Raw genomic sequence first — 22,445 nt, 5'->3', positions numbered from 1 at the left:
CTTGCAAAAAGCCGTGAGATCGCCGCTTTCATTTGCGGCTGTGTGTCGGAGGCGGACAATATGTCCCCGCACGGGGCGTTCGCAACCGCCAGCGGCGCGGTTTGACGGTTTGGAGACACTGGTTTGACGGCAATTGCACGGAAGTTGGCGATCGGCGCAGTCCTGACGGCGATTCTCGGCGGCGGCGCGGTCGCGCAGTCCCAGTCGATGCAGGCCGATGGCGGCCCACAACTGGTGACCACGCCCCAGATCGCCTACCGCCCGTCCCTGTCCGATTCTGACGCCGCCAACCTGAGCGCAGCGCTGACCGCCGGCCGCGCCGGCGATGCGGGTCGCGCCCGCCTGGCGATGGATTCGATCCAGGACCCGGTCGCAAAGAAGATCGCGCTCTGGGCCCTGGCCGACGGCGCGCCGGAGTCCCTGAGCTTCTTCGAGGCCGATTCCGTGCGCCGTGACCTCAACGGCTGGCCGCGCGGCGCCAAACGGCAGACGACCGCTGAAAAGCTGATCGAGACGTCCGGCATGCCGCCCGAGCGGGTGATCGCCTGGTTCGGCGGAACCGAACCGGAGACCGTGCAGGGCGCGATGGCGCTGGCCGGCGCCTATCGCGCCGCCGGTCGCGACGACGAGGCCCGGACCCTGATCCGGCGCTGGTGGCGCGAGGAACTGTTCGACGCCGCGCCCCAGGCCGCGATGCGCGCCCGGTTCAGCGCCTACCTGACACAGGACGACAACCTCGCCCGCGCCGACATGCTGCTTTACGGACCGCAGGGTCCGGCGGCGCGCGAGATGGTCGCCAGCCTGCCCGAGTCCTATCGCCCGATCGCTGATGCGCGGATCGCCCTGAGGTCGAACTCGACCGGCGGCAACGACATGATCGCCTCGATGTCGCATGAGCAGCGGCAGGATCCCGGACTGATCTTCGAGCAGGCGTCCTATTTCCAGCGCCGCGGCCTGACCGTCATGGCGCTGCAGCTGGCCCGCGGCTTCAAGGCGGCGCCGAGCCAGGATGTCGCCGCGCGCGCCTGGACCACCAAGGACGGCGGGCGACGCCAGATGGTCGGCGCGGCCCTCGTCGCCGGAGACTACGCCGGCGCCTACGGCGCGGCCGCCAATACCGGTCTGACCGTCGGCCCCGACGCCGCCGAGGCTGAATTCTACGCCGGATGGATCGCGCTCTCGAAACTGAAGAACCCGATGATGGCGGCCGATCACTTCGCCCGCCTTGCGGCCGCAGGCACTTCGCCGATCACCCAGGGCCGCGCCCTGTACTGGCAAGGCCGCGCGGCCGAAGCCATGGGCGACAAGGCCGGGGCCCAGGCGTTCTACCTGAAGGGCGCGGAGTACATCACGGTCTTCTACGGCCAACTGGCGGCCGAGAAGGCGGGCATCAGGGATCTGGTCCTGCCCAAGGATCCGGTGATCACCCAGGCTGACCGTGCACGGTTCGAGGGCCGTGAACTGGTTCGCGCCCTGCGCCTGCTCTACGAGACCGGCAACCGGGACACGTTCAAGGTGTTCGCCCTGCACGTGGACGACACCCTGCCGACGGCGGCCGAATGCGCGCTGCTGGTCGACCTTACGCGGAACTACGGCGACCAGGACACCGCGATGCGCGCCGTTCGCACGGCCGCCCAGCGCGGCATGGTCCTGCCCGAGCGCGGCTATCCGATCCTGATCCTGCCGCAGGTCGCGGGCGGCGCCGAGCCGGCGTTCGTGCACAGCATCTCGCGCCAGGAAAGCAACTTCGACCCTCGCGCCAAATCGGCGCCGGGCGCGCGCGGCATGATGCAGCTGATGCCGACGACCGGGGCGATGGTGGCCCGGCAGCTGGCTGAACCCTATTCGGTCGACCGCCTGTTCGATCCGCAGTTCAACATGCGCCTGGGCTCTCGCTACCTGGGCGACATGATCAACACCTTCAACGGCTCCTACATCATGGCCGCTGCGGCCTATAACGCCGGGCCGGGCCGGCCGGCGGCCTGGGTGAGCCAGTGCGGCGATCCGCGCGGCGGAACGACAGATCCGCTCGACTTCATCGAGTGCATCCCGTTCTCCGAGACGCGCAACTACGTCATGCGGACGGTCGAGACGATGCTGGTCTATCGCGCCCGACTGAATGGCGGCTCCACGCCGATGACGCTGTCCAGCGACATCCGGCGGGGCGGCTGGTCGCCGGTCCAGCCAGGCCCGGACCCGCGCGCACCCTACCTGCCTGGCGCCGGCCGCTGAACCGCGCGGCGGGCCGCAAGGACGGTCTCGCCGCCGGCCTCGATCAAGGCGCCGTCCAGGCCGAATACGCTGTGCAGTATTTCCGGGGATAGCGCCTCCGCCGGCGGTCCGTCCGCCGCGACGCGTCCTTCTGACAGCACCACCAGCCGGTCGCAGAAGCGGGCGGCCAGCGACAGATCGTGCAGGGTGATCACCACGGCGGCCCCGCGAGCGGCCTCCGCGCAAAGAAGCTCGAGCGTCAGGAGCTGGGCGTCCGGGTCCAGACCAGCCGCCGGTTCGTCAGCGACCAGCAGCGGCGCCCGTGTGGCCAGCAGCCGCGCCAGCAGCACCCTCGCCCGTTCCCCCCCGGACATCTCCAGCACGCCTCGCTGCTCGAAACCGCCCAGACCGACCCGATGCAGACAGTCGGCGGCAATGTCGCGGGCAGCGGCAGGCGGCAGGTCCGGCGCGCCGAGCGCCACGATATCCAGCGACGCCAGGTTCCAGCCGACGCGGCGCTCCTGCGGCAGATAGCCGACGAGGCGCGCGCGCTCGGTCGCCGGGATCGTCTCGACAGGTCGACCGGACAACGCCGCTGCGCCCGCCTCACGCCGAAGCAAACCAAGCCCCGCGCGCAGAAGCGTCGTCTTGCCCGAGCCGTTGGGACCGAGCACCCCGACCATCTGCCCGGCGATGACGGCAAGGCCGGCGCCGTCCAGCGCCGGCCGGCCGCCATGACGAACGACCAGCCCTTGCAGCGACCAGGCCGCGCTCACGACCGCCAGCTCCGCGCAGCGCGCCAGGCGACCAGTGCAAAGAGGGGCGCGCCGAACAGGGCGGTGACAACGCCCAGCTTGAGCTCCTGTTCGGTTGGAATGACCCGCGCCGCCAGGTCCGCCAGCACCAGCAGCAGGGCGCCGGCCAGCGCCGAGGGCAGCAGGGTCTTGCCGGGGTCATCGCCCGAGAAGCGTCGAACCAGATGGGGCGCCGCCAGGCCGACAAAGCCGATGATCCCCGCCGCGGCGACCGACGCGCCCGCCAGCAGGGCCGCGCCGCCCACCGCCGCCGCGCGCAGCCGCGCCATCGGCAGGCCGGACAGGGCCGCCGTCTCCTCGCCCAGCGTCAGCATGGTCAGTCCGCGCGCCGACCAGGCCACCAGCACCGCACCGAGCGCCGCCGGGATCGCCGTGGTGAGCAGGTCCGACCAGCCGCGGTTGGCGACGGACCCGAGCATCCAGGACAGCACCTCGGCGGTCGTCACCGGCGACGGCGAAAGATTGTAGACCAGCGAACTGAGCGCCCCGGCGAAGGCCGAAATCGAGACGCCCAGCAGGATCAGGGTTTCCGGCTCGCGGAACCGCGCGGCGAGCGCCACCACCAGCGCCCCGGCGACCAGCGCGCCGACAAGGGCCGAGGCTTCAATCGCGCCAGGGATGGCCGCCAGACCGAGCGCGATGGCGAGCCCGGCGCCCAGTCCGGCGCTGGCGGAAACGCCGAGCACGCCCGGATCGGCCAGTGGATTGCGCAGCAGCCCTTGCAGCGCCGCCCCGGAGAGCCCCAGAGCCGCGCCGATCAGGGCCGCCATCGCCGCGCGCGGCGCCCGGATGGTCCAGAGGATTTCGCCCGGCGCTGAGCCTGGCCGCATCAAGGCCGCCAGATAGTCCGCCGCGCGCAACGGCGTTTCGCCGACCAGCACCGCGATGATCACCGCGGCCAGCAGCAGAACCGCCAGCAGAGCCAGCCCGCGACGGCGGGTCATCGCCCGCGCGCCTTCGCCAGCAGCTCCGGGCCGTCCGCCGCAAACCAGGCGGGGCAGCCGAGGATCGACGAGGGCAGCGACGCGACGGCTCGGCCCGCAAGGCGACGCTTCAGCGCCGGATGTCGTCCGGGCCCCCAGCGCTGCATGGCCACGGCGAAGGTGTCGAAGAAGCCGAGCACGAAGGCCTTCGGCGGATCGATCACCAGCCGCTCGAGCGGGATCGGCTTCCAGGTCGAACCGGCGGCCAGATTGGTCATGCCGGCCGCGCGCAGCATGGCGTCGACCAGGCTGCCCGGCCCCGTCGTGAAGCCGCTGGGCGTGAAATACAGCGCCGGTTCGCCGGTCCAGGCCCCTCGGGCCCGGGCCAGTTTGGCGTCCATCCGCGCGATCAGCCCGGTGCCGGCCTGGGGCTGGCCAAGCGCAGCGGACACCTCGCGAACATTGGCGCGGACCCCGTCGAAATCGGTCGCCTCGTTGATCCGCACGACGCGGATTCCTCGCCGGCTGAGCGCGTCTTCCAGCCGGGCGTCCCCGCCCCAGTAGCGGACCACGATGTCCGGTCTGACCGCCAGCACCGCCTCGGTCGTCGCCCGGCGCACGGGCAGCCCTCGCGCCGAGGTCCGCATATAGCTGTCGCGGTCATCGGCGCGGGCCGAGAGGCCGACGATCGCCGCACGGGGGCTGAGGGCGAGCACATACTGGTCGGCGCAGCTGTCCAGCGACATTACCGTCGGCGGCGCCGCGAGCGCAGGACCGGCGAACGCCAGCGCCGCCAGGGCGGCGGTCAGAGCTGACGCGCGGTACACGGGTTCAGTCCGTTACGAGGCCGTAGAGCAGACCATCGAGCATCACGCTGCGCAGTTCATCGGTCGGAGCCCAGTGAAACGTCGGCTTGGTCAGGAGCAGCGCCACGAGGCCGTGGCAGGCGGCCCACATCGACTGGGCCGCGCTCTCCACGGTGCCGGTCCGCAGTCGACCGGTGGCGCCGATATCGCGGACCGTGCTCACGAAGACATCGTAGCAGCTGTCGCCGAGCGCTTCGGTGGCGGCTTGCTTGCCCTCGGACACCAGACCGCTCTGACCACAGAACACCAGCTGGTAGGCGTTCGGGTTTTCAAGCGCGAACGTGATGTAGGCGTCCAGCATCAGCCGAACCTTGGCCACGGCGTCGATCGGCCGGGCGGAGATCTCGCTGTTGGACCGGAGCAGCTTGGCGATCGCGCTGTCGCAGATCTCCAGCAGGATCTCGTCCTTGTCGCGGAAATGCATGTAGAGCGCCGTAGAGGATACCCCCACCTCGTCGGCGATCTTGCGGATGGTGGCGCCGTGGTAGCCCTCGGCGAGAAATATCCGCTCGGCCGCGAGAAGGATCTCGCCCCGGCGCATATGACCGTCGCCCTTGGGCTTACGCGCCGATCGTTGCGGCTTCTTCAAGGTGGTCGTCACGCGACTCGGCCTTCCCCAAAACGTTTCCCCACCGTCCACTAAACGGCAATCACCCAGACCCCGCAAGGCGCTTCGCGGCCAAAGAAGCGCCCTTGGGTTGCATTGTGGCATTTTCCCTCTTGACGGGATATTCGAGGCGGGTCTGATTCGCTGCGGGCGGAGGGCGCGGAATGGCGCGGAAATTCCACGAGTCGCGGCGACCCGGCATAGTCAGCGTCATGGCTCCCGGCCTGCTCAGAGCCCGGCCCCGTCTGGCCGACCCGGGCGACGTGATGCGCCTCCGCGGCGCGGCCGTGCCTCCGACGGCGCTCCAGATCGCAATCGGCGGCCTGGCCATCGCGATCCTGCTCGCCGCCGTCGCGTTCGCGCCGACCCTGGTGCACCACCTGGTCTTCCTGCTGTTTCTGGCGACGGCCCTGACGCGGCTCATCGCCGGTCTGATGCCGCTGCGATGGAGCGACGCCGTGACCCTGCCCGACGAGGCGCTGCCGCCCTATACCGTGATCGCTCCGCTCTACCGCGAGGCCAAGATCGCCCCGCACCTCGTCGAGGCCCTTTGCGCGCTCGATTATCCGGCCGACCGGCTTCAGATCATCATGGTGCTCGAGAGCGATGATCATGAAACCCGCGACGCCCTCTCGGCGCTGGACCTGCCGACCTTCATCCGGGTGCTGGTGGCGCCGCCCGGACATCCCCGCACCAAGCCCCGCGCCTGCAATGTCGCGCTCGAACGGGCGACCGGGACGCTGGTGACCATCTACGACGCCGAGGACCGGCCAGATCCGGGACAGATCCGCGAGGCGGCGGCGCGGTTCGCGACGGCCCCTGCCCGGCTTGCCTGCCTTCAGGCGCCGCTGCGCATTGACCGCGATCCGAGGGTTCTCCCGGCGCAGTTCGCCCTGGAGTACGCGACCCAGTTCGAGGTGTTGTTGCCCGCCCTGGCCCGGTTGGGCGCGCCCTTCCCTCTGGGCGGGACCAGCAATCACTTCCGCCTGTCCGCCCTGCGCGCCGTCGGCGGGTGGGACGCCTGGAACGTGACCGAGGACGCTGACCTGGGCTTCCGGCTCGCTGCGGAGGGCTACGCGATGGGCGTGCTGTCGCGGCCGACCTGGGAGCCGGCGCCGGAGACCCTTCGGGACTGGATCCCGCAGCGCGCCCGATGGGTGAAGGGCTACATGCAGACGTTCGGCGTTCACTCCCGCACGCCGCCGCACTGGCGCACCGGCGTCGCGGCCGTCTTCGCGGCCACCCTCGGATCGGCGATCGCCGCAGCCTTCCTGCATGGGCCGCTGACCGCCTGGGTGCTGATGGCGAGCGTCATCGGACTGGTTCATGACGGCGCGCCGTGGGTCAGGCCGGCCGATGCCGCGCTGCTCGTCTTCGGCTGGGCTTGCGCGGCCTTCGCCGGGGCGGTCGGACTGGCGCGCGCGGGGGGGCCGGTCAGGGCGCGGGACCTGCTGCTCATGCCTCTCTACTGGCCACTGCATTCGCTCGCGGCGATCCACGCGCTGATCCAGTTGCTCGACCGGCCGTTCCACTGGGACAAGACCCCGCATGCGCCACGGGCTGGACAGGTCGTCGCCTGAGCCGTATCGCCCGCTGATGACCGGGCCGATCATCGCCGAAATCCCCGCGCTGATGCGCACCACGGGCTGGACCGACTATGCGCTGGTCGACAGCGGCGGCGGCCGCAAGCTCGAGCGCTACGGCCCCTATCACGTGGTCCGGCCCGAGCCGCAGTGCCTGTGGACCCCGCGCCTGCCCGCCGCCCGCTGGGACAATGCCGACGCGGTGTTCGACCCTACCGACGAGGATGAGGCCGGCCGCTGGCGGTTCAAGGGAACGCCGGTCGACAGCTGGGAGCTCGGCTGGGGCGAGGTGAAGTTCCACGGCCGGTTCACAAATTTCCGCCACCTGGCCTTCTTCCCGGAGCAGGCGGCGAACTGGGACTGGCTCGACGCCCGCCAGCGCGCCGCGGGCCGGCCGCTGAAGATCCTCAACCTGTTCGGCTACACGGGCGTCGCCAGCCTGGTCTGCGCCGCCGCCGGGGCGCAGGTGACCCATGTGGACGCCTCCAAGCAGTCCGTCAGCCGGGCCCGCGAGAACGCCGCCCTGTCCGGCATCGACAACGTGCGCTGGATCGTCGAGGACGCCCGCCGCTTCGTGCAGCGCGAGGACCGGCGCGGCAGTCGCTATGACGGGATCATTCTGGATCCGCCCAAGTTCGGCCGCGGCCCGGACGGCGAGGTCTGGCGGCTGTTCGAGGACCTGCCGGAGATGGTCAAGCTGTGCGCCGGCCTGCTGTCGGACGACGCCTCCTTCCTGATCCTCAATGCCTACGCCGCCCGCATCTCCGGCGCCTCGATGGCCGGACTGGTGGCCGAGGCGACCGCAGGCCGCGCGGGCCGCATCGACTGGGGCGAACTGGCGCTGGTCGAGGAGTCCGGCGACCGGCAGGTCGGCCTTTCCTTCTTCGCCCGGTGGTCGGCATGAGCCGTGTCGTCACCTCGCACAGCAACGCGACCGTCAAGGCGGTCAAGGCGCTGCACATGCGCAAGACCCGCGAGGAGACCGGCCAGTTCCTCGCCGAGGGCCTGAAGATCGTCACCGAGGCGATCGAACTGGGGTTCACCCCCAGGATCCTGATGTTCGGCCAGGACGGCGGCGACCATCCCCTGCTGATCAAGGCCATCGGCGCGACCGGCATGGCCGGCGGCGACGTCATCGAGGTCAATCGCGAGATCCTCGAAAAGGTCGCGCGCCGCGACAACCCCCAGTCCGTGCTGGCGGTCTTCGACCAGGTCTTCACCCCGTCGGAGGCCCTGGCGCCGGACAGCGCGAAGGTTTGGGTCGCCCTGCACAAGGTGCGCGACCCGGGCAACCTGGGCACCATCGTGCGCACGGCCGACGCGGCCGGTTGCGGCGGGGTGATCCTGGTCGGCGACTGCTGCGATCCCTATTCGGTCGAGGCAGTGCGGGCGACCATGGGCTCGATCTTCGCCGTGCCGATCGTCAAGCTGACCGAAGCCGAGTTCATCGCCTGGCGCGCGGGCTGGCCGGGCTCGGTGGTCGGCACCCTGCTGACCGCCACCGTCGATCACCGCACCGCCGACTATCGCCGCCCGACCCTGATCCTGATGGGCAACGAACAGGCCGGGCTGACGCCGGAACTGGCGGCCCTGTGCGACGTGAACGTCAAGATCCCCATGCGCGGCCGGGCCGACAGCCTGAACCTGTCGGTGGCGACGGGGATCATGATCTACGCGGCGGGAGATTGACCGCTCAGGCCGCGTAGACCCGCCGGCCGCCGACCCAGGTTTCCAGCACCTGCACAGCCCCGACCTCTTCCGGCGGAATGGCTAGCGGGTCGCGGTCCAGCACCACGAAGTCGGCGAACTTGCCGACCTCCAGCGTGCCGATCTCATGCTCGGAATGGCACTGCCAGGCCGCATCGCGGGTCAGGGCGATGATCGCCTGTTCGACACTGACACGCTCGGCCGGGTTCAGCACGCCGCCGGGCTCGCGCCAGAGGGTCCGGTTCACCGCGTTGTCGATCAGCCGCATGGGCCCCATCTCCGTGACCGTGTCGTCGGAGTGAACCGTCCAGCGGATGCCGGCCCGACCGCAGGAGCCGGCGCGGCACAGCAGGTTTGCCTTCTCCGGCCCGAAGATCTCGTCGCGGAACGCCTTGCCCCAGTAGTGCACGTGGCCGATCAGAAAGCTGGGGCTGACGCCGAGCGCCGCGATCCGGGCGATCTGTTCATCGTGCAGCACCGAGCAGTGCTCGATACGGAACCGCAGTTCGCGCGAGGCCCCGGCGGCATAGGCGGCCTCGAAGGCGTCCAGGGCGCGGTCGATAGCCAGGTCGCCATTGGCGTGGACCGTCACCTGCCAGCCCTGCAGCGCGCGTTTGACGACGATCTCGCGCAGGGCGTCCGGTTCGACATAGGCGATGCCGAAGCCACCCACACCGTCGAAATAGGGCTCGCGCTGCAGGCCCGTTCGACCCTGGTTGGAGCCGTCGGAGACGATTTTCCAGCCTGTAGCGCGCGCCATGGCGTCGCCGTCGCCGGGCCTGAGCCCCTGTTCGTCCCAGGTCGCGTGTCCGGCCTGAATCAGCGAATAGCGCAAACGGGCGGTCATGTGGCCCGAGGCGGCGAACGCGTGGAAGGCGGCCATCTCCCGTCGCCCCTGGAATCCGCCAGAGGCCTGATCGCAGAAGGTCGTCACGCCGACGCGGTTGGCCTTCTCACAGACCCGCCGACTGGCCTCGGGGACGTCGTCGAGCGCCATCGCCGTGAGGTTATGGCCGAGCACCGCGAAGATCGGCGTCTGCCCCTGCAGCACGCCGTTCGGACGACCGTCCAGGTCGCGGCCATAGGCGGCGCCGGGCGGATCGGGGGTCTCGGCGGTGACCCCGGCGATCTCCAGCGCACGGCTGTTGCAGTAGCCGATGTGCAACGAGGCATTGAACAGGAACACCGGCCGGTCCGGCGCAACCGGGTCGAGCGTGTGGCGCGTGATGCGGTCCCCGCCGGGCTGCAGGGACGGATCGAACTGCCGGGCGACGATCCAGTCGCCCGGAGGGGCCACGGCCGACAGGGCGCCGATCCGCTCGATCACCGCGTCGGCGTCGGCGCAGGCGGTCGGGCCGACATCGGGATAACGGCCAAGAATGGCGATCGAGAAGAAATGCATGTGGGGTTCGATGAACCCCGGCAGCACCGTGCGGCCGCCGCAGTCGACGATCGCCGCGTCCTCGCCGGCGAGGGTCAGGACGTCAGCCCGGTCGCCGATCGCGATGATCCGCCCGTCGCGGTGGGCCAGGGCCTCGGCGCTGGAGAAGGCGGCGTCGATGGTCAGGATCCGCGCGTTGACCAGCACCTGCGTTCCGGTCGACGTCTCCGGCGGGGCGCCGAGACGCTTCCAGGCGGCCTCGCCGGCCGCCCCGGCCATGTAGGGCAGCGACAGTTGGCCGAGGTCCTTGAGGATCGGCGCGCAGCAGGGACAGCCGTGCAGGCGAGAGTCCCGAGCCTGAAAGACGCGCTGCGATAGCCTGCCCTGACCTTGCGGCCGGTCGATGATGCTGGCGGTCAATGATCCCTCCCGATCGAACCGGCGCACCATGACCATGGCCGGCCGCCGGCGCCAGCGAGTGATACCCCCAGATCAGGTTCCCCGCGGCTTGGCCCTTGTCACCGGCGCGGCCGCCGCAGGATCCTCCGGCCAGACATGTTTGGGATAGCGGCCGCGCATGTCCTTGCGCACGTCCGCCCAGGAGCCCTTCCAGAAGCCCGGAATGTCCTTCGTGGTCTGGATCGGCTTGTGACCAGGCGACAGCAGGCTGAAGGTCAGGGGCGTCCCGGCGACGGTTGGGTGAACCGACAGGCCGTAGAGTTCCCCGACCCGCACCTCGACCTTCGGCCCGCCCTCGGCGGCGTAGTCGATGGCGAAGCTGTTGCCGGTCGGCGCCGTAAAGCGCGTCGGGACCTCCGCGTCGAGCCGACGCTGGACGTCCCAGGGGATCAGACTGCGGATCGCATCGGCCACCTGGCCCTCGGTGAGTTGCGCGAGACTGGTCCTGCTCCTGAGTAGCGGGGCGAGCCAGTCGTCGAGCCTGTCCAGCAAGGACTCGTCCGCCAGAGGCTCGCCGAGGAAGGCAAGCCGGGCGCGCAGCGGCCCGGCGCCAGCCATCGGAAGCGCGCCGAGGCCCTTGCGACGGACCTCGCCGAGCAGCGCCGCCGCGATCATCGCCGGGTCGGGCTTCTCGATCCGCCGGTCCTCGACGGTCAGACGGTCCAGCTTCAGCAGCCGCCGGCCGCGGACCTTGCCGTCAGCCTCGACCTCCAGCCGGTCCTCTGTGACCAGCCGGTCGGAAAACGCCTCGCGCAGGGCGGCTTCATCGAGCGGGGCGGCGAGCGAGATGCGATCGCGGGTGGCCCCGCCGCCGAGGTCGCCGATGGCGATCCACTTTTCGCGGGCCAGCACATCGGTCGGCTCGACATGGGCGCCGCGCCCGGTCGCCAGCTGGAATTCGCCCGTTGATCCCCGCGCCTTCGCGATCCGCTCCGGGAAGGCCTCGGCCAGCAGCAGGGCCTCGTCCAGCGGCGGCTGCTTCGGCGGCGTTCCGGCGGCGCGGGCCCAGCGTTCGGCGAGCTGGCGGGCGTCGCGGGCGCGGGGGCCGCGATCGCGGTCGAAGGCTTCTAGCCTGTGCGACAGATGCGTGTCCCGCCCGCCGAGCCCGCGCTCGGTCAGCAGCGCCGCGATCTTCGCCGCCAGCATCGCCTGGCCGCCGGCCGCTCCCCGAACCACCATGTGGGCCAGCCTCGGCGGCAACGGCATGGCGGCCAGCAGCTTGCCGTGAGCGGTCAGCCCGCCCTGGCCGTCCAGCGCCTGCAACCGCTCCAGCAGCGCCCGCGCCTCAGCGAAAGCCGCGCTCGGCGGCGCGTCCAGAAATGCCAGCGTCGACGCATCCCGAGCGCCCCAGCGCGCCAGATCGAGCGCCAGGCCCGACAGATCGGTCTCGAGGATCTCCGGCCGGGCGAACGGAACGAGCGCGCGCGTCTCCGCCTCGTCCCACAGGCGGTAGCAGACGCCGGGCTCGGTGCGACCCGCCCGGCCCCGCCGCTGGTCCGCCGCGGCGCGCGAGACGCGGACCGTCTCCAGCCGCGTCAGGCCGCTGGCCGGATCGAAGTGGGGCACGCGCGCCTGCCCGGCGTCGATCACCACCCGCACGCCCTCGATGGTCAGGCTGGTCTCGGCGATGGACGTGGCCAGCACCACCTTGCGACGTCCGGGCGGGGACGGGCTGATCGCGCGATCCTGGTCGGCGGGATCCATGGCGCCAAAGAGCGGAGCGAGATCGACGTCGGTCCGACGCATCCTCTCGGCCAGCAGGTCGCGGGTGCGCAGGATCTCGCCCTGCCCCGGCAGGAACACCAGCAGGCTGCCGACTTCCTCCGCCAGGGCCTTTTCCACGGCGCGCGCGGCCTGTTCGTCCAGCCGCTTCGCCGGATCCCGGCCGAGGTAACGGGTGTCGACCGGAAAGGCGCGGCCCTGACTCTCGATCACCGGCGCGTCGCCCAGCAGCCGCGCCACCGCCGCGCCGTCAAGCGTCGCGGACATGACCAGCAGCCGCAGATCTTCGCGCAGCAGCAACTGGCTGTCGCGGGCCAGAGCCAGGCCCAGGTCGGCGTCCAGACTCCGTTCGTGGAACTCGTCGAACAGCACCGCCGCGACGCCGTCCAGGCCCGGATCGTCCTGGATCATCCGGGTGAAGACGCCCTCGGTGACCACCTCGATGCGGGTTCGCGCCGAGACCTTCGACTGCAGCCGCACCCGGAAGCCGACGGTCTCCCCGACCGCCTCGCCCAGGGTGGAGGCCATTCGGGCCGCCGCCGCCCGGGCCGCCAGCCGGCGGGGTTCCAGCACGATCAGCTTGCCGCCGGCCGCCCAGGCCTGGTCCTTGAGGAACAACGGCACGCGCGTGGTCTTGCCGGCGCCCGGCGGGGCGACCAGCACCGCGCAATGGCCCTCGGCCAGCGCATCGCCCAGGCGGGGCAGGATTTCCTCAATCGGCAGCATGAAGGGGCAGTCCTAGTGCGTCCAAAGCCCCTCGTCACCGTAAGCCGTTGCGCGACACCACTTAGCTGCTAACGTCCGCGACCTGTTAACTGCGCCGACGGGGGTCGTCGGCCATTGGGGGAGCGAGACGACATGTCCGCAGATACCGCGAAACGCGGGAACCGGTTCTTTCTGAAGAAGTCCATCGCGAGCATCCAGAAGGAAGCCGCCAAGAGCGAGCTCAAACGCACCCTGGGGCCCATCAACCTCGTCAGCCTTGGCGTCGGGGCGATCATCGGCGCCGGCATCTTCGTGCTCACCGGCCAGGTGGCCTCGGCCAACGCCGGCCCGGCCATCATGCTGTCCTTCGTGGTCGCCGGCATCGCCTGCGCCCTCGCCGGGCTGTGCTACGCAGAGCTGGCCTCGACCATGCCGGTGTCCGGCTCGGCCTATACCTACGCCTACGGCACCCTGGGCGAGGTTTTCGCCTGGATCATGGGCTGGCTGCTGGTGCTGGAGTACGGCATCGCCGCCTCCACCGTCGCCGTCGGCTGGTCCGGCTATGTCGTCAGCATGCTGCACGACTTCGGGATAGGACTACCGATGATAGCTGTAGGTGGTCAGGATGTGCCCCAGTGGGGCACGCCGCTGATCCAGGCGGTCGCGGATGAGGCCGGCAAGGTCAGCTTCCAGATGACCGGCGGCCTCAACATTATCGCCGCCATCGGCATCGCCATGGTGAGCATCCTGCTCGTGCTCGGCGTCAGTGAATCGGCCAACGTCAACAACGTGATCGTGCTCATCAAGCTGATCGTGCTGTTCACGTTCATCGCGGTGGGCGTCAGCTACATCAACCCGGCCAACTGGCACCCCTTCATTCCCGAAGCGACCGGCCAGCCCGGCGAGTTCGGCGTCGGCGGCATCTTCCGCGGGGCGGCGATCATCTTCTTCGCCTACGTCGGCTTCGAAGCGGTCTCGACGGCGGCGGCGGAAGCCAAGAACCCCAGCAAGGACGTGCCGATCGGCATTCTCGGCGCGCTCATCCTCTGCACGCTGATCTACATGGCCGTCGCGGCGGTGATGACGGGCGTCGTCCCCTACAAGGAACTCGCCAGCCCCGCGCCGATCGCGGTCGCGATCGACCGGATGGCCCTGACCTGGGCGGACGTTCCGTTCGCCGGCGTCGAGGGCGGCAAGCTCAACCTGATCAGCATGATGATCAAGGTGGGCGCGATCACCGGCCTCAGCTCGGTGATGCTGGTGCTGGTCTACGGCCAGACCCGGATCTTCTACACCATGGCGCGCGACGGCCTTCTCCCGAAGGTGTTCGCGGCCATTCACCCGAAGTTCCGCACGCCGTGGATGGGCACCATCCTGCTCGGCGTCCTGATCGCGGTGGCAGCCTCGTTCCTGCCGATCAGCCTGCTCGGCGACCTCGTCTCGCTGGGCACGGCGGTCGCCTTCTCGATCGTCTGCCTCTCGGTGATCTACCTGCGGATCAAGCACCCTGAACTGCCCCGGCCGTTCAAGGTGCCGGGCGGCATCGCCACGGCCGTGGCCGGCATTCTCGCCTGCCTGTTCCTGGCCTGGCAGAACTTCAAACCGATGATCCAGCACGCGATGGACGACAACCCTCTGCCGCTGATGCTGCTGGGCGGTTATGCCGTGATCGGCGCGATCATCTACGTCGTCTACGGCTTCTGGAATTCGAAGCTGGCGAAGGGCATCGACATCACCGAGGACACCTCGATGTCGAGCCCTGCCGAGGCCATGGGCCGTGGCGTCGACGACATCAAGGACTGACGTCTCCGCTCACCAAATGCGGAAAGGCCCGGGAGCAATCCCGGGCCTTTTTCGTCAGCGCCCCTTTATTCCGGACGCCTGAACACCGATCATATGGGCGAGCCGACCCAGGAGCTTTCGTGACCACTTCCCCGATCAAGGCGATCATCGCCCCGGTAACGCCGCTGCAGCAGAACTGCACGGTCGTCTGGTGCGAGAAGACGAAGAAGGCCGCAGTGATCGATCCGGGCGGCGAGATTCCGCGGCTGATGGCCGCCATCACCCAGCAAGGCCTTACGGTCGAGAAGATCTGGATCACCCACGGCCACATGGACCACGCCGGGGGCACGGCGGAGTTGAAGGCCCTCACGGGCGCGCCCATCGAAGGCCCTCACCCCGACGACCAGTTCTGGATCGAGCAGATCCCGGAGTCCGGCGCGAGGTACGGCATCCCGGGCGCTGAGGCCTTCACTCCGGATCGCTGGCTGGGCGACGGCGACACCGTCACGCTCGGTGAGACCGAATTCGAGGTCATCCACTGCCCGGGCCACACGCCGGGCCATGTAGTATTCTTCCACCGCGAGGCGCGCTTCGCCCAGGTCGGCGACGTGCTGTTCAAGGGCTCGATCGGCCGGACGGACTTTCCGCGCGGCAATCACCAGCAGCTGATCGACTCGATCACGCTGAAGCTCTGGCCGCTGGGCGACGACGTCGCCTTCGTGCCCGGCCACGGCCCGATGAGCACCTTCGGCTTCGAGCGGAAGGCCAATCCGTTCGTCTCCGATATCGCCCTGGGCGTCGAGGCCGGCAGCCTTCCGGAGCTGGAAGGCGTTCCCAAACGCTACAGCTAGGCGCGGGGATCGGGGACATGTACCGCAGGTACGTGTCCCCCAATCGAGGTTCAGCGGCGGTTGGTTTAGGGGACACGTACCTGCGGTACATGTCCCCCCGTGTTGCAGCTCTGAAATTCGCCCGCCATGTGCGATTGGCATGAAGGCGCAATGGAGCTCGTATTGGACAAGACCGCCCACAGCGTCCCCGAAGATCCCGGAGCCCGGATCCTGATCGTCGATGACGATCCGGGCATCCGCGAGGTGATCGCCGACTTCCTGACCCGACACGGCTACCGGGTGGATCAGGCCTCCGACGCCCGCAGCATGGATCTGGCGCTGCAGCGCACGCCGGCCGACCTTATCGTGCTGGACGTGATGATGCCCGGCGAGGACGGCCTGTCGATCTGTCGGCGACTGACCGGCAACCCCGGAGGCCCGGGCATCGTGATGCTGTCGGCCATGGGCGAGGAGACCGACCGTATCGTCGGCCTCGAGCTCGGCGCCGACGACTATCTGCCCAAGCCCTGCAATCCACGGGAACTGCTGGCCCGCGTCCGCGCCGTGCTGCGACGCCGCCAGGAGCCCCGCGCGGCCGGCGAGTCCATGGGCGCCACCTGTGAGTTCGCCGGCTGGCGGCTGGACCTGGTCCGGCGCGAACTGCGCTCGCCGCAGGGTGTGATCGTCAACCTGTCCAGCGGCGAGTTCTCGCTGCTGCGGGCCTTCGTCGAGCGACCGCAGCGGGTGCTGACCCGCGACCAGCTGCTCGACATGGCGCGCGGCCCGGACACCGAGGCCTATGACCGCGCCATCGACGTCCAGATCAGCCGCCTGCGCCGCAAGCTGGACAATGACAGCGGCGTCGAGATCATCCGCACCATCCGCAGCGAGGGCTACATGTTCTCGCCCAAGGTCAGCCGTTCGTCATGAAGACTCCCTGGCGCGGCGCGCCGCTGTTCCTGCAGGTGCTCGGGCTGGTCATCGTCTGTGTGGTCGCCGTGCCGGCGATCTCGACGGCGGTGCTGCTGAACCTGCCGCCACCGCCGCCCGAGATCTACCGGCTGTCCGACATCGCCAGGGCCGCGCGCGTCCCCGGAGTGACGCCGGTCGTCGACGCCCGCCCGCTCGTCGTCCGGCGACAGGCAATCCCGCCGCGCGAGCGGTCCCTGCTGCCGCGGGGCCTTCGCTGGCGCGAGGAGGTTCGCCGGAGTCTGGCCGAAAGCCTGCAGGTCGAGCCGTCACGGATCGTGATCGAGACGGACGGCCCGCGGCGGATGTTCACGCGAGCACGACAGGTCGAGAGCACCTTTGAGGTGCGAATCCATCGCGGCCCGCCGCCGCCGGGAGGCATGAGAGACCTTCGCCCGCCGCCGGGTGGTCCTGGCCGCCTCGCAGGTCCAGGCGGCCCCGTTGGTCTGCTGAGATCCGACGAACGCGTAGTCTTCGCGCCCTTCAAGATCGGCGTGCAGCAGAGCGACGGGCAGTGGCTGGTCGTTCGGCCAAAGCCGTCATTCCAGGCCAGCTCATGGCAGGGGCATATCCTGATCACCCTGCTGATCTCGATCGTCGCCATCGCACCCCTGGCCTGGCTGTTCGCGCGCCGGCTGGCCGCGCCGATCGCCGCGTTCGCCACCGCGGCCGAGCGCCTGGGACGGGATCCGCGCGCGCCGCCCCTCGAGCTCGGCGGATCCAGCGAGGTTCACGCCGCGGCCGAGGCCTTCAACCGGATGCAGGAGCGGCTGCGGCGCTATGTCGAGGACCGCACCGCGATGGTCGGCGCCATCGCCCACGACCTGCGCACGCCACTGACGCGCCTGCGGTTCCGGATCGAGGCGACGCCCGACGACATCCGCGCGAAACTGGCCGCCGACATCGACCAGATGGACGCGATGATCTCGGCCACGCTCGGGTTCGTCCGCGATGCGACGCTGGCCGGACCACGCGAGAAGCTCGAGCTTTCCTCGCTCGTGGAAAGCGTTCTGGACGAGGCCGCCGAAACCGGCGCCGACGCCACCGCCCTGCCCTCCGAAAGGATTGTCATACAGGGCGACCCGGTCGCCCTGCGCAGACTGGCGGCCAATCTGGTCGGGAATGCCTTGAAGTACGGTGTCCGCGCGCGCGGAAGAGTGTTCATCGAAGGCGCTGAAGCGGTCATCGAGATCCAGGACGACGGGCCCGGCATCCCCATTGAAGACATCGAGCGGGTGTTCGAGCCCTTCTATCGCGGCGAACCCTCGCGCAGCCGGGAAACCGGCGGCGCCGGGCTGGGTCTGGCCGTTGTGCGCTCCATCGCCCGGGCCCATGGCGGCGACGTCGCGCTGATAACGCGGCCCGGCGGCGGCCTGACGGCCCGCGTGACCCTGCCGCTCTGAGACAGCAAGTGTTGCGGCGGCGCAAACCACAGGCCCTACTGGCGACACGGGCGTGCGTGATCCTGACTCGCCTCGCCTGTTGGAGCCCCTGATGATCGCCCGCGCCGCCAGCCTGCTGTTGTTTCTGATCGCGACGCCCGCGCTGGCGCAGGATCTCCCCGTGCCGGAGTACACCGGGCCGATCAGCATCCCGGGCGGCGGCCCACGCGAGCCTCCCCGGCCGCCGGGTCCCCCGCCCGCCCAGCTGTTCATCAGCCCGTCGGGAGAGCCGTTCCGGGCGGAGCCCGGCGCGCCTTACCCCGTCGCGCTCTGGTTCAGCCGCGCAGACGCTGATCACGACGGCGTTCTGACCGGGCCGGAGTTTTCTGCCGACGCCCTCGCCTTCTTTGACCAACTCGACAAGGACAGGGACAGGGTCGTCGACGGCTTCGAGAACGCCGACTACGAGCGCGACGTCGCGCCGGAGATCACCGGGATCATGCCTCTTCCCGAACGGCGCAGCGACGGCCAGATGCCCTTGCGACTGCCCCCGACCCGCGCCGAGCAGGCCTTCGGCCAACCCAGCATGCTGTACCCCCGCGGCCGCCCCATGGCGCCGCGACGCCAGGGCGCAGCGCAGTATTCGGTGATCAACGAGCCCCATCCCGTACGCGGCGCCGACGCGGACCTGGATCACAAGGTCACTCTGGCCGAAGCACAGGTCGCCGCCCGCAGACGGTTCGACCTGCTCGATACCGATGGAGACGGACGGCTGCTCGCGGGCGACCTGCCCCAGACGCCGGCCCAGGCGATGGCCGAGCCGCCGCCGGAAGGCGGTCGACGGAACAAGAAGCCGCAATGAGTTGAAATGAGGCTGCAACCTGCGACCGCTAACGCCATTGAGATAGCGCCGCCTGCCGCCGACCACAGTTACGAGACACCATGAGCCTGAACGCCACCCCGACGCGCCGCAAAAAGGGCCTGCCACGCCCGGTGATCTACGCCCTCGCCGCCCTGGGTCTGCTGGTCGTCGCCATGGGTGGGTGGCAGTTGCTAAAGCCCAAGGCGCCAAAGGATCCCTATCGCACCGAACAGGTCCAGCAGGGCGACATCACCAAGTCCGTCTCGGCCTCCGGCTCGCTGCAGGCCCTGGTCCAGGTCGACGTCGGCTCGCAGATTTCCGGCCAGATTCTGAAGGTGCTGGTGGACTTCAACGACCAGGTCCGCGCCGGCCAGCTGCTGGCGACGCTCGATCCCCAGACCTACGTCAGCCGCCTGCGGCAGGGGCAGGCCCAGATCGCCGCGAACCAGGCGCAGGTCGCCCAGGCCCAGGCCCAGGCCGAGCAGGCCCGCGCCGCCTATAACCGCACCAGGATCCTCTTTGATCAGGGCATCATGGCCCAGGCCGCGCTCGACACGGCCATGGCGAGCTGGAAGTCGGCCCAGGCCAACGTGCAGGCCGCCCGCGCCGGCGTGACCCAGAGTCAGGCCGCGCTCGCCAGCACCCGAACCGATCTTGGCCGCACCAGCATCGTCGCGCCGATCGACGGGATCATCATCAGCCGGTCGATCGAGCCGGGCCAGACCGTCGCGGCCAGCCTGTCGGCGCCGGTGCTGTTCCAGATCGCCAACGACCTGTCCAAGCTCGAGGTGAAGATCACCGTCGACGAGGCCGATATCGGTCAGGTGCAGGAAGGACAGGCCGTCCGCTTCACCGTCGACGCCTTTCCGGACGACACCTACACCGGCGTGGTCACCCAGGTCCGCAAGCAGCCGGAGACGGCTTCCAACGTCGTCGCCTATATCGTCATCGCCCAGGCGGACAATCCCGGCGGCAAGCTGATGCCGGGCATGACGGCCAACGCCGACATCGTGATCCAGCAGCTTCGGGGCGTGATCAAGGTGCCTGCGGCTGCGCTGCGCTGGACGCCGCCCGACCAACAGCCCGGGACCGCGCAACGCAGCAGCGGCGGCGGCGGCCCGATGATGGGCGGCGCAGGCGGCCCTCCGGGCGGCGGGCAGCGGCAGGCCGGCGGCCAGCGCCAGGGCGGCGGCATGGGCGGGCGTCTGCTCGAACAGCTCGATCTAGACGCCGGCCAGCGGACCAGGGCGGAAGCCATCATGGCCGAGGAGCGCACCAAAGCGATTGCGAAGGCGTCCGGCGATCCGACCGCGCGGCGCCAGGCCATGCGCGAGATGACCCAGACCGTCCTCACCCGCATCGAACCGATCCTGAAGCCTGCCCAGAAGGAAAAGCTCGTCGCCCTGCGCGCCCGCATGGCCGCCATGGGCGGCGGTCGCGGCCGGGGCGGGATGACGGCGGGCGTGGTCCATGTGCTGCGCGAGGGCAAGCCCGTAGCGGTTCCCGTGCGCGTCGGCGCAACCGATGGCTCATTCACCCAGATCGTCGGCCCGCTGAAGGCCGGCGACGAGGTGATCATCGGCGGTGGTCCCAAGGCCAAGGCCAAGCCGGCGCAGGGCGGCCCGATGGGCGGCGGCGTCCGGGTCCGGATGTAGGCCCCGGACCCATGATCGAAATCCGCGATCTGGAGAAGATCTACCAGATGGGAGACGAGACGGTGGCCGCCCTGGCCGGCGTCTCGCTGACCATCGCGCGTGGCGAGCACACGGCCATCATCGGGGCGTCGGGGTCGGGCAAGTCGACGATGATGAACATCCTCGGGGGCCTGGATCGCCCCACCCGCGGCACCTACCACTTCGAAGGCGAGGACGTCGGCGCGTTCGACGACAACGCGCTCGCCGACTTCCGCAATCGCCGGATCGGCTTTGTCTTCCAGTCCTTCCAGCTGTTGCCGCGCCTGACGGCCCTCCAGAACGTTGAATTGCCGATGGTCTACGCCGGCATGGAGCCCGAGGAGCGGCGCGCCCGGGCCGCGACCCTGCTCGAGCGGGTCGGTCTTGGCTCCAGGACGGGTCACAAGCCGACCCAGATGTCCGGCGGCCAGCAGCAACGCGTCGCCATCGCCCGGGCCCTGGCCAATGCGCCGGACCTGCTGCTCGCCGACGAGCCGACCGGCGCGCTCGACAGCCAGACCGGGAAGGACATCCTCGCCCTGTTCCATGACCTCAACGCCGAGGGTCTGACCCTGGTGCTGGTGACGCACGACACAAAGGTGGCCGACCAGGCCCGGCGCCGGGTGACCTTCGAGGACGGCCGGATCATCACCGACGAGCGAGGCGCGCGGTCATGAGACGCATCGATCTGGTCACGTTCGCGGCGCGCGCGATCATCGCCCATCCGACTCGCAGCGCCCTCACCTCGCTGGGCGTGGTCATCGGCGTCGCCGCCGTGGTCATGATGACCTCGATCGGCCTTGGCGCGCAGCAGCGCGTGACCAGCGCCATCGGCGGCCTCGGCTCCAATCTGCTGATCGTTTCGCCGGGCGCCTCGCGCGGCCCGGGCGGCGGCATCGTCAGCCAGGGCGCCGGCACCGGCAACTCCCTGACCGAGGACGACGCCAAGGCGATGGCCAGCCAGATCGAAGGGGCTGTCGCGGTCGCCCCCTCGGTCCGCGGCGGCGCGCAACTGACCGCCGAAGGGGCCAACTGGCAGACCCGGGTCGAGGGTGTGACGCCCGACTATCTGACCGCCCGTGACCTCACCATGGCGTCAGGTCGCATGTTCGACGACACCGAAGCGCGCCAGGGCCGCAAGGTCGTCGTCATCGGCAAAACCATCGCCACCGAGCTGTTCGGTGAGGACTCCGACCCGGTCGGCAAGCGCATTCGCGTCGGCACCGTTCCGTTCGAGGTCATCGGGTTGCTGACATCCAAGGGCCAGAGCGGCTTTGGCCAGGACCAGGACGACATCGTCCTCGGCCCGCTGCAGGCGGTGCGTTCGCGCGTCGTCGGCCGACGGGTCCAGGGCAGCAACGTCCAGACCATCTACGTGAAGGCCGCCAGCGCCGAGGAGATGGACCGGCTGCAGGAGGACGTGACCAATCTGCTGCGCGAACGCCATCGCATTCGCCAGGGCGCCGAAGACGACTTCAGCGTCCAGAACATGGCCTCGATCATGGAAGCCATGCAGGCCTCGGTGAAGACCTTCACCTCCCTGCTGGCCGCCGTCGCCGCCGTGTCGCTTGTCGTCGGCGGCGTCGGGATCATGAACATCATGCTGGTGGCGGTGACCGAGCGAACGCGGGAAATCGGCCTGCGGATGGCGGTCGGCGCGAAGCGAAACGACGTGCTCTACCAGTTCGCACTGGAGGCCATCACCCTGTCGGTGGTGGGCGGGATCATCGGCCTGGTGCTCGGCGTCAGCGGGGCCATGCTGATGGCGAAGCTGGGTGACTGGCCGGTGGCCATCGCCAGTTGGTCGATCCCGGTCTCGCTGGGCTTCTCGCTGCTGGTCGGGCTGGTGTTCGGCGCCTACCCGTCGTGGAGAGCCGCGCGGCTGGATCCCATCGAGGCGCTGCGCAGAGAGTAACCCTCTCCCGGAGGGAGAGGGAGGGACCCGGCGCGATGCGACGGGAGGGTGAG

18 protein-coding genes are annotated in these 22,445 nt (G+C 69.9%); 12 read left to right on the top strand and 6 right to left on the bottom strand.

Going from position 1 to position 22,445, the window contains the following annotated elements; all coding sequences use genetic code 11:
* Positions 1 to 123: 123 nt before the first annotated feature.
* Complete coding sequence (locus tag AC3WJT_RS12720) at positions 124 to 2,232, top strand: lytic transglycosylase domain-containing protein (RefSeq protein WP_492343496.1); 2,109 nt, start codon at positions 124 to 126, stop codon at positions 2,230 to 2,232.
* Here AC3WJT_RS12720 and AC3WJT_RS12715 read toward each other — a convergent pair.
* The 4 genes from AC3WJT_RS12715 to AC3WJT_RS12700 are packed head-to-tail and all read right to left on the bottom strand — an operon-like array spanning position 2,208 to position 5,416.
* Positions 2,208 to 2,987, bottom strand: a complete 780-nt coding sequence (locus AC3WJT_RS12715) for an ABC transporter ATP-binding protein (RefSeq protein WP_492343495.1) — start codon at positions 2,985 to 2,987, stop codon at positions 2,208 to 2,210. The two genes, AC3WJT_RS12720 and AC3WJT_RS12715, sit on opposite strands and share 25 nt — an antisense overlap.
* Positions 2,984 to 3,970, bottom strand: a complete 987-nt coding sequence (locus AC3WJT_RS12710; protein ID WP_492343494.1) for a FecCD family ABC transporter permease — start codon at positions 3,968 to 3,970, stop codon at positions 2,984 to 2,986. Before AC3WJT_RS12710 ends, AC3WJT_RS12715 begins: the two co-directional genes overlap by 4 nt.
* Positions 3,967 to 4,776, bottom strand: a complete 810-nt coding sequence (locus AC3WJT_RS12705) for an ABC transporter substrate-binding protein (protein WP_492343493.1) — start codon at positions 4,774 to 4,776, stop codon at positions 3,967 to 3,969. Before AC3WJT_RS12705 ends, AC3WJT_RS12710 begins: the two co-directional genes overlap by 4 nt.
* A gap of 4 nt (positions 4,777 to 4,780) precedes the next feature.
* Positions 4,781 to 5,416 (bottom strand): TetR/AcrR family transcriptional regulator, encoded by a 636-nt coding sequence (locus AC3WJT_RS12700; RefSeq protein ID WP_492343492.1) that lies wholly within the window; start codon positions 5,414 to 5,416, stop codon positions 4,781 to 4,783.
* 170 nt (positions 5,417 to 5,586) lie between these two features.
* Between AC3WJT_RS12700 and AC3WJT_RS12695 the strand changes: the two genes are divergently transcribed.
* From AC3WJT_RS12695 to AC3WJT_RS12685, 3 genes are read left to right on the top strand one after another with little or no spacing between them, the layout of a single operon-like run.
* Positions 5,587 to 7,002 (top strand): glycosyltransferase family 2 protein, encoded by a 1,416-nt coding sequence (locus AC3WJT_RS12695; protein WP_492343491.1) that lies wholly within the window; start codon positions 5,587 to 5,589, stop codon positions 7,000 to 7,002.
* 16 nt (positions 7,003 to 7,018) lie between these two features.
* Positions 7,019 to 7,909: a class I SAM-dependent methyltransferase gene (locus tag AC3WJT_RS12690; RefSeq protein WP_492343490.1), complete on the top strand. Its 891-nt coding sequence runs from the start codon at positions 7,019 to 7,021 to the stop codon at positions 7,907 to 7,909.
* Positions 7,906 to 8,694: a TrmH family RNA methyltransferase gene (locus AC3WJT_RS12685; protein ID WP_492343489.1), complete on the top strand. Its 789-nt coding sequence runs from the start codon at positions 7,906 to 7,908 to the stop codon at positions 8,692 to 8,694. The genes AC3WJT_RS12690 and AC3WJT_RS12685 overlap by 4 nt, the downstream gene beginning before the upstream one ends.
* Positions 8,695 to 8,698: 4 nt before the next feature.
* On the opposite strand, the gene AC3WJT_RS12680 is transcribed toward AC3WJT_RS12685, so the two are convergent.
* Both AC3WJT_RS12680 and hrpB read right to left on the bottom strand, forming a co-directional pair.
* Positions 8,699 to 10,513, bottom strand: coding sequence for an amidohydrolase (locus AC3WJT_RS12680; protein WP_492343488.1), 1,815 nt, complete (start codon positions 10,511 to 10,513; stop codon positions 8,699 to 8,701).
* Between the two features lie 72 nt (positions 10,514 to 10,585).
* Positions 10,586 to 13,000 carry an ATP-dependent helicase HrpB gene (gene hrpB / locus AC3WJT_RS12675; RefSeq protein ID WP_492343487.1) on the bottom strand — a complete coding sequence of 805 codons (2,415 nt, stop codon included), beginning with the start codon at positions 12,998 to 13,000 and terminating at the stop codon, positions 10,586 to 10,588.
* Between the two features lie 132 nt (positions 13,001 to 13,132).
* On the opposite strand from hrpB, the gene AC3WJT_RS12670 reads away from it, so the two are divergent.
* From AC3WJT_RS12670 to AC3WJT_RS12635, 8 genes are all read left to right on the top strand, one after another.
* Positions 13,133 to 14,782 carry an amino acid permease gene (locus AC3WJT_RS12670; protein WP_492343486.1) on the top strand — a complete coding sequence of 550 codons (1,650 nt, stop codon included), beginning with the start codon at positions 13,133 to 13,135 and terminating at the stop codon, positions 14,780 to 14,782.
* A gap of 119 nt (positions 14,783 to 14,901) precedes the next feature.
* Positions 14,902 to 15,612, top strand: a complete 711-nt coding sequence (locus AC3WJT_RS12665) for an MBL fold metallo-hydrolase (protein WP_492343485.1) — start codon at positions 14,902 to 14,904, stop codon at positions 15,610 to 15,612.
* Positions 15,613 to 15,762: 150 nt separating this feature from the next.
* Positions 15,763 to 16,521: a response regulator gene (locus tag AC3WJT_RS12660; RefSeq protein ID WP_492343484.1), complete on the top strand. Its 759-nt coding sequence runs from the start codon at positions 15,763 to 15,765 to the stop codon at positions 16,519 to 16,521.
* Positions 16,518 to 17,963: an ATP-binding protein gene (locus AC3WJT_RS12655; RefSeq protein WP_492343483.1), complete on the top strand. Its 1,446-nt coding sequence runs from the start codon at positions 16,518 to 16,520 to the stop codon at positions 17,961 to 17,963. Before AC3WJT_RS12660 ends, AC3WJT_RS12655 begins: the two co-directional genes overlap by 4 nt.
* Before the next feature lie 91 nt (positions 17,964 to 18,054).
* The gene (locus tag AC3WJT_RS12650) at positions 18,055 to 18,804 is read left to right on the top strand and encodes an EF-hand domain-containing protein (RefSeq protein ID WP_492343482.1); all 750 of its coding nucleotides are present in this window, start codon (positions 18,055 to 18,057) and stop codon (positions 18,802 to 18,804) included.
* Between the two features lie 80 nt (positions 18,805 to 18,884).
* Positions 18,885 to 20,459: an efflux RND transporter periplasmic adaptor subunit gene (locus AC3WJT_RS12645; protein WP_492343481.1), complete on the top strand. Its 1,575-nt coding sequence runs from the start codon at positions 18,885 to 18,887 to the stop codon at positions 20,457 to 20,459.
* A gap of 11 nt (positions 20,460 to 20,470) precedes the next feature.
* Positions 20,471 to 21,154: an ABC transporter ATP-binding protein gene (locus tag AC3WJT_RS12640; protein WP_492343480.1), complete on the top strand. Its 684-nt coding sequence runs from the start codon at positions 20,471 to 20,473 to the stop codon at positions 21,152 to 21,154.
* The gene (locus AC3WJT_RS12635) at positions 21,151 to 22,392 is read left to right on the top strand and encodes an ABC transporter permease (RefSeq protein ID WP_492343479.1); all 1,242 of its coding nucleotides are present in this window, start codon (positions 21,151 to 21,153) and stop codon (positions 22,390 to 22,392) included. The genes AC3WJT_RS12640 and AC3WJT_RS12635 overlap by 4 nt, the downstream gene beginning before the upstream one ends.
* The last annotated feature ends 53 nt before the right edge of the window (positions 22,393 to 22,445 follow it).

This window comes from Caulobacter sp. FW305-C-30-S16, assembly GCF_058783025.1.
This window is presented reverse-complemented; position numbering and strand designations above follow the sequence as displayed.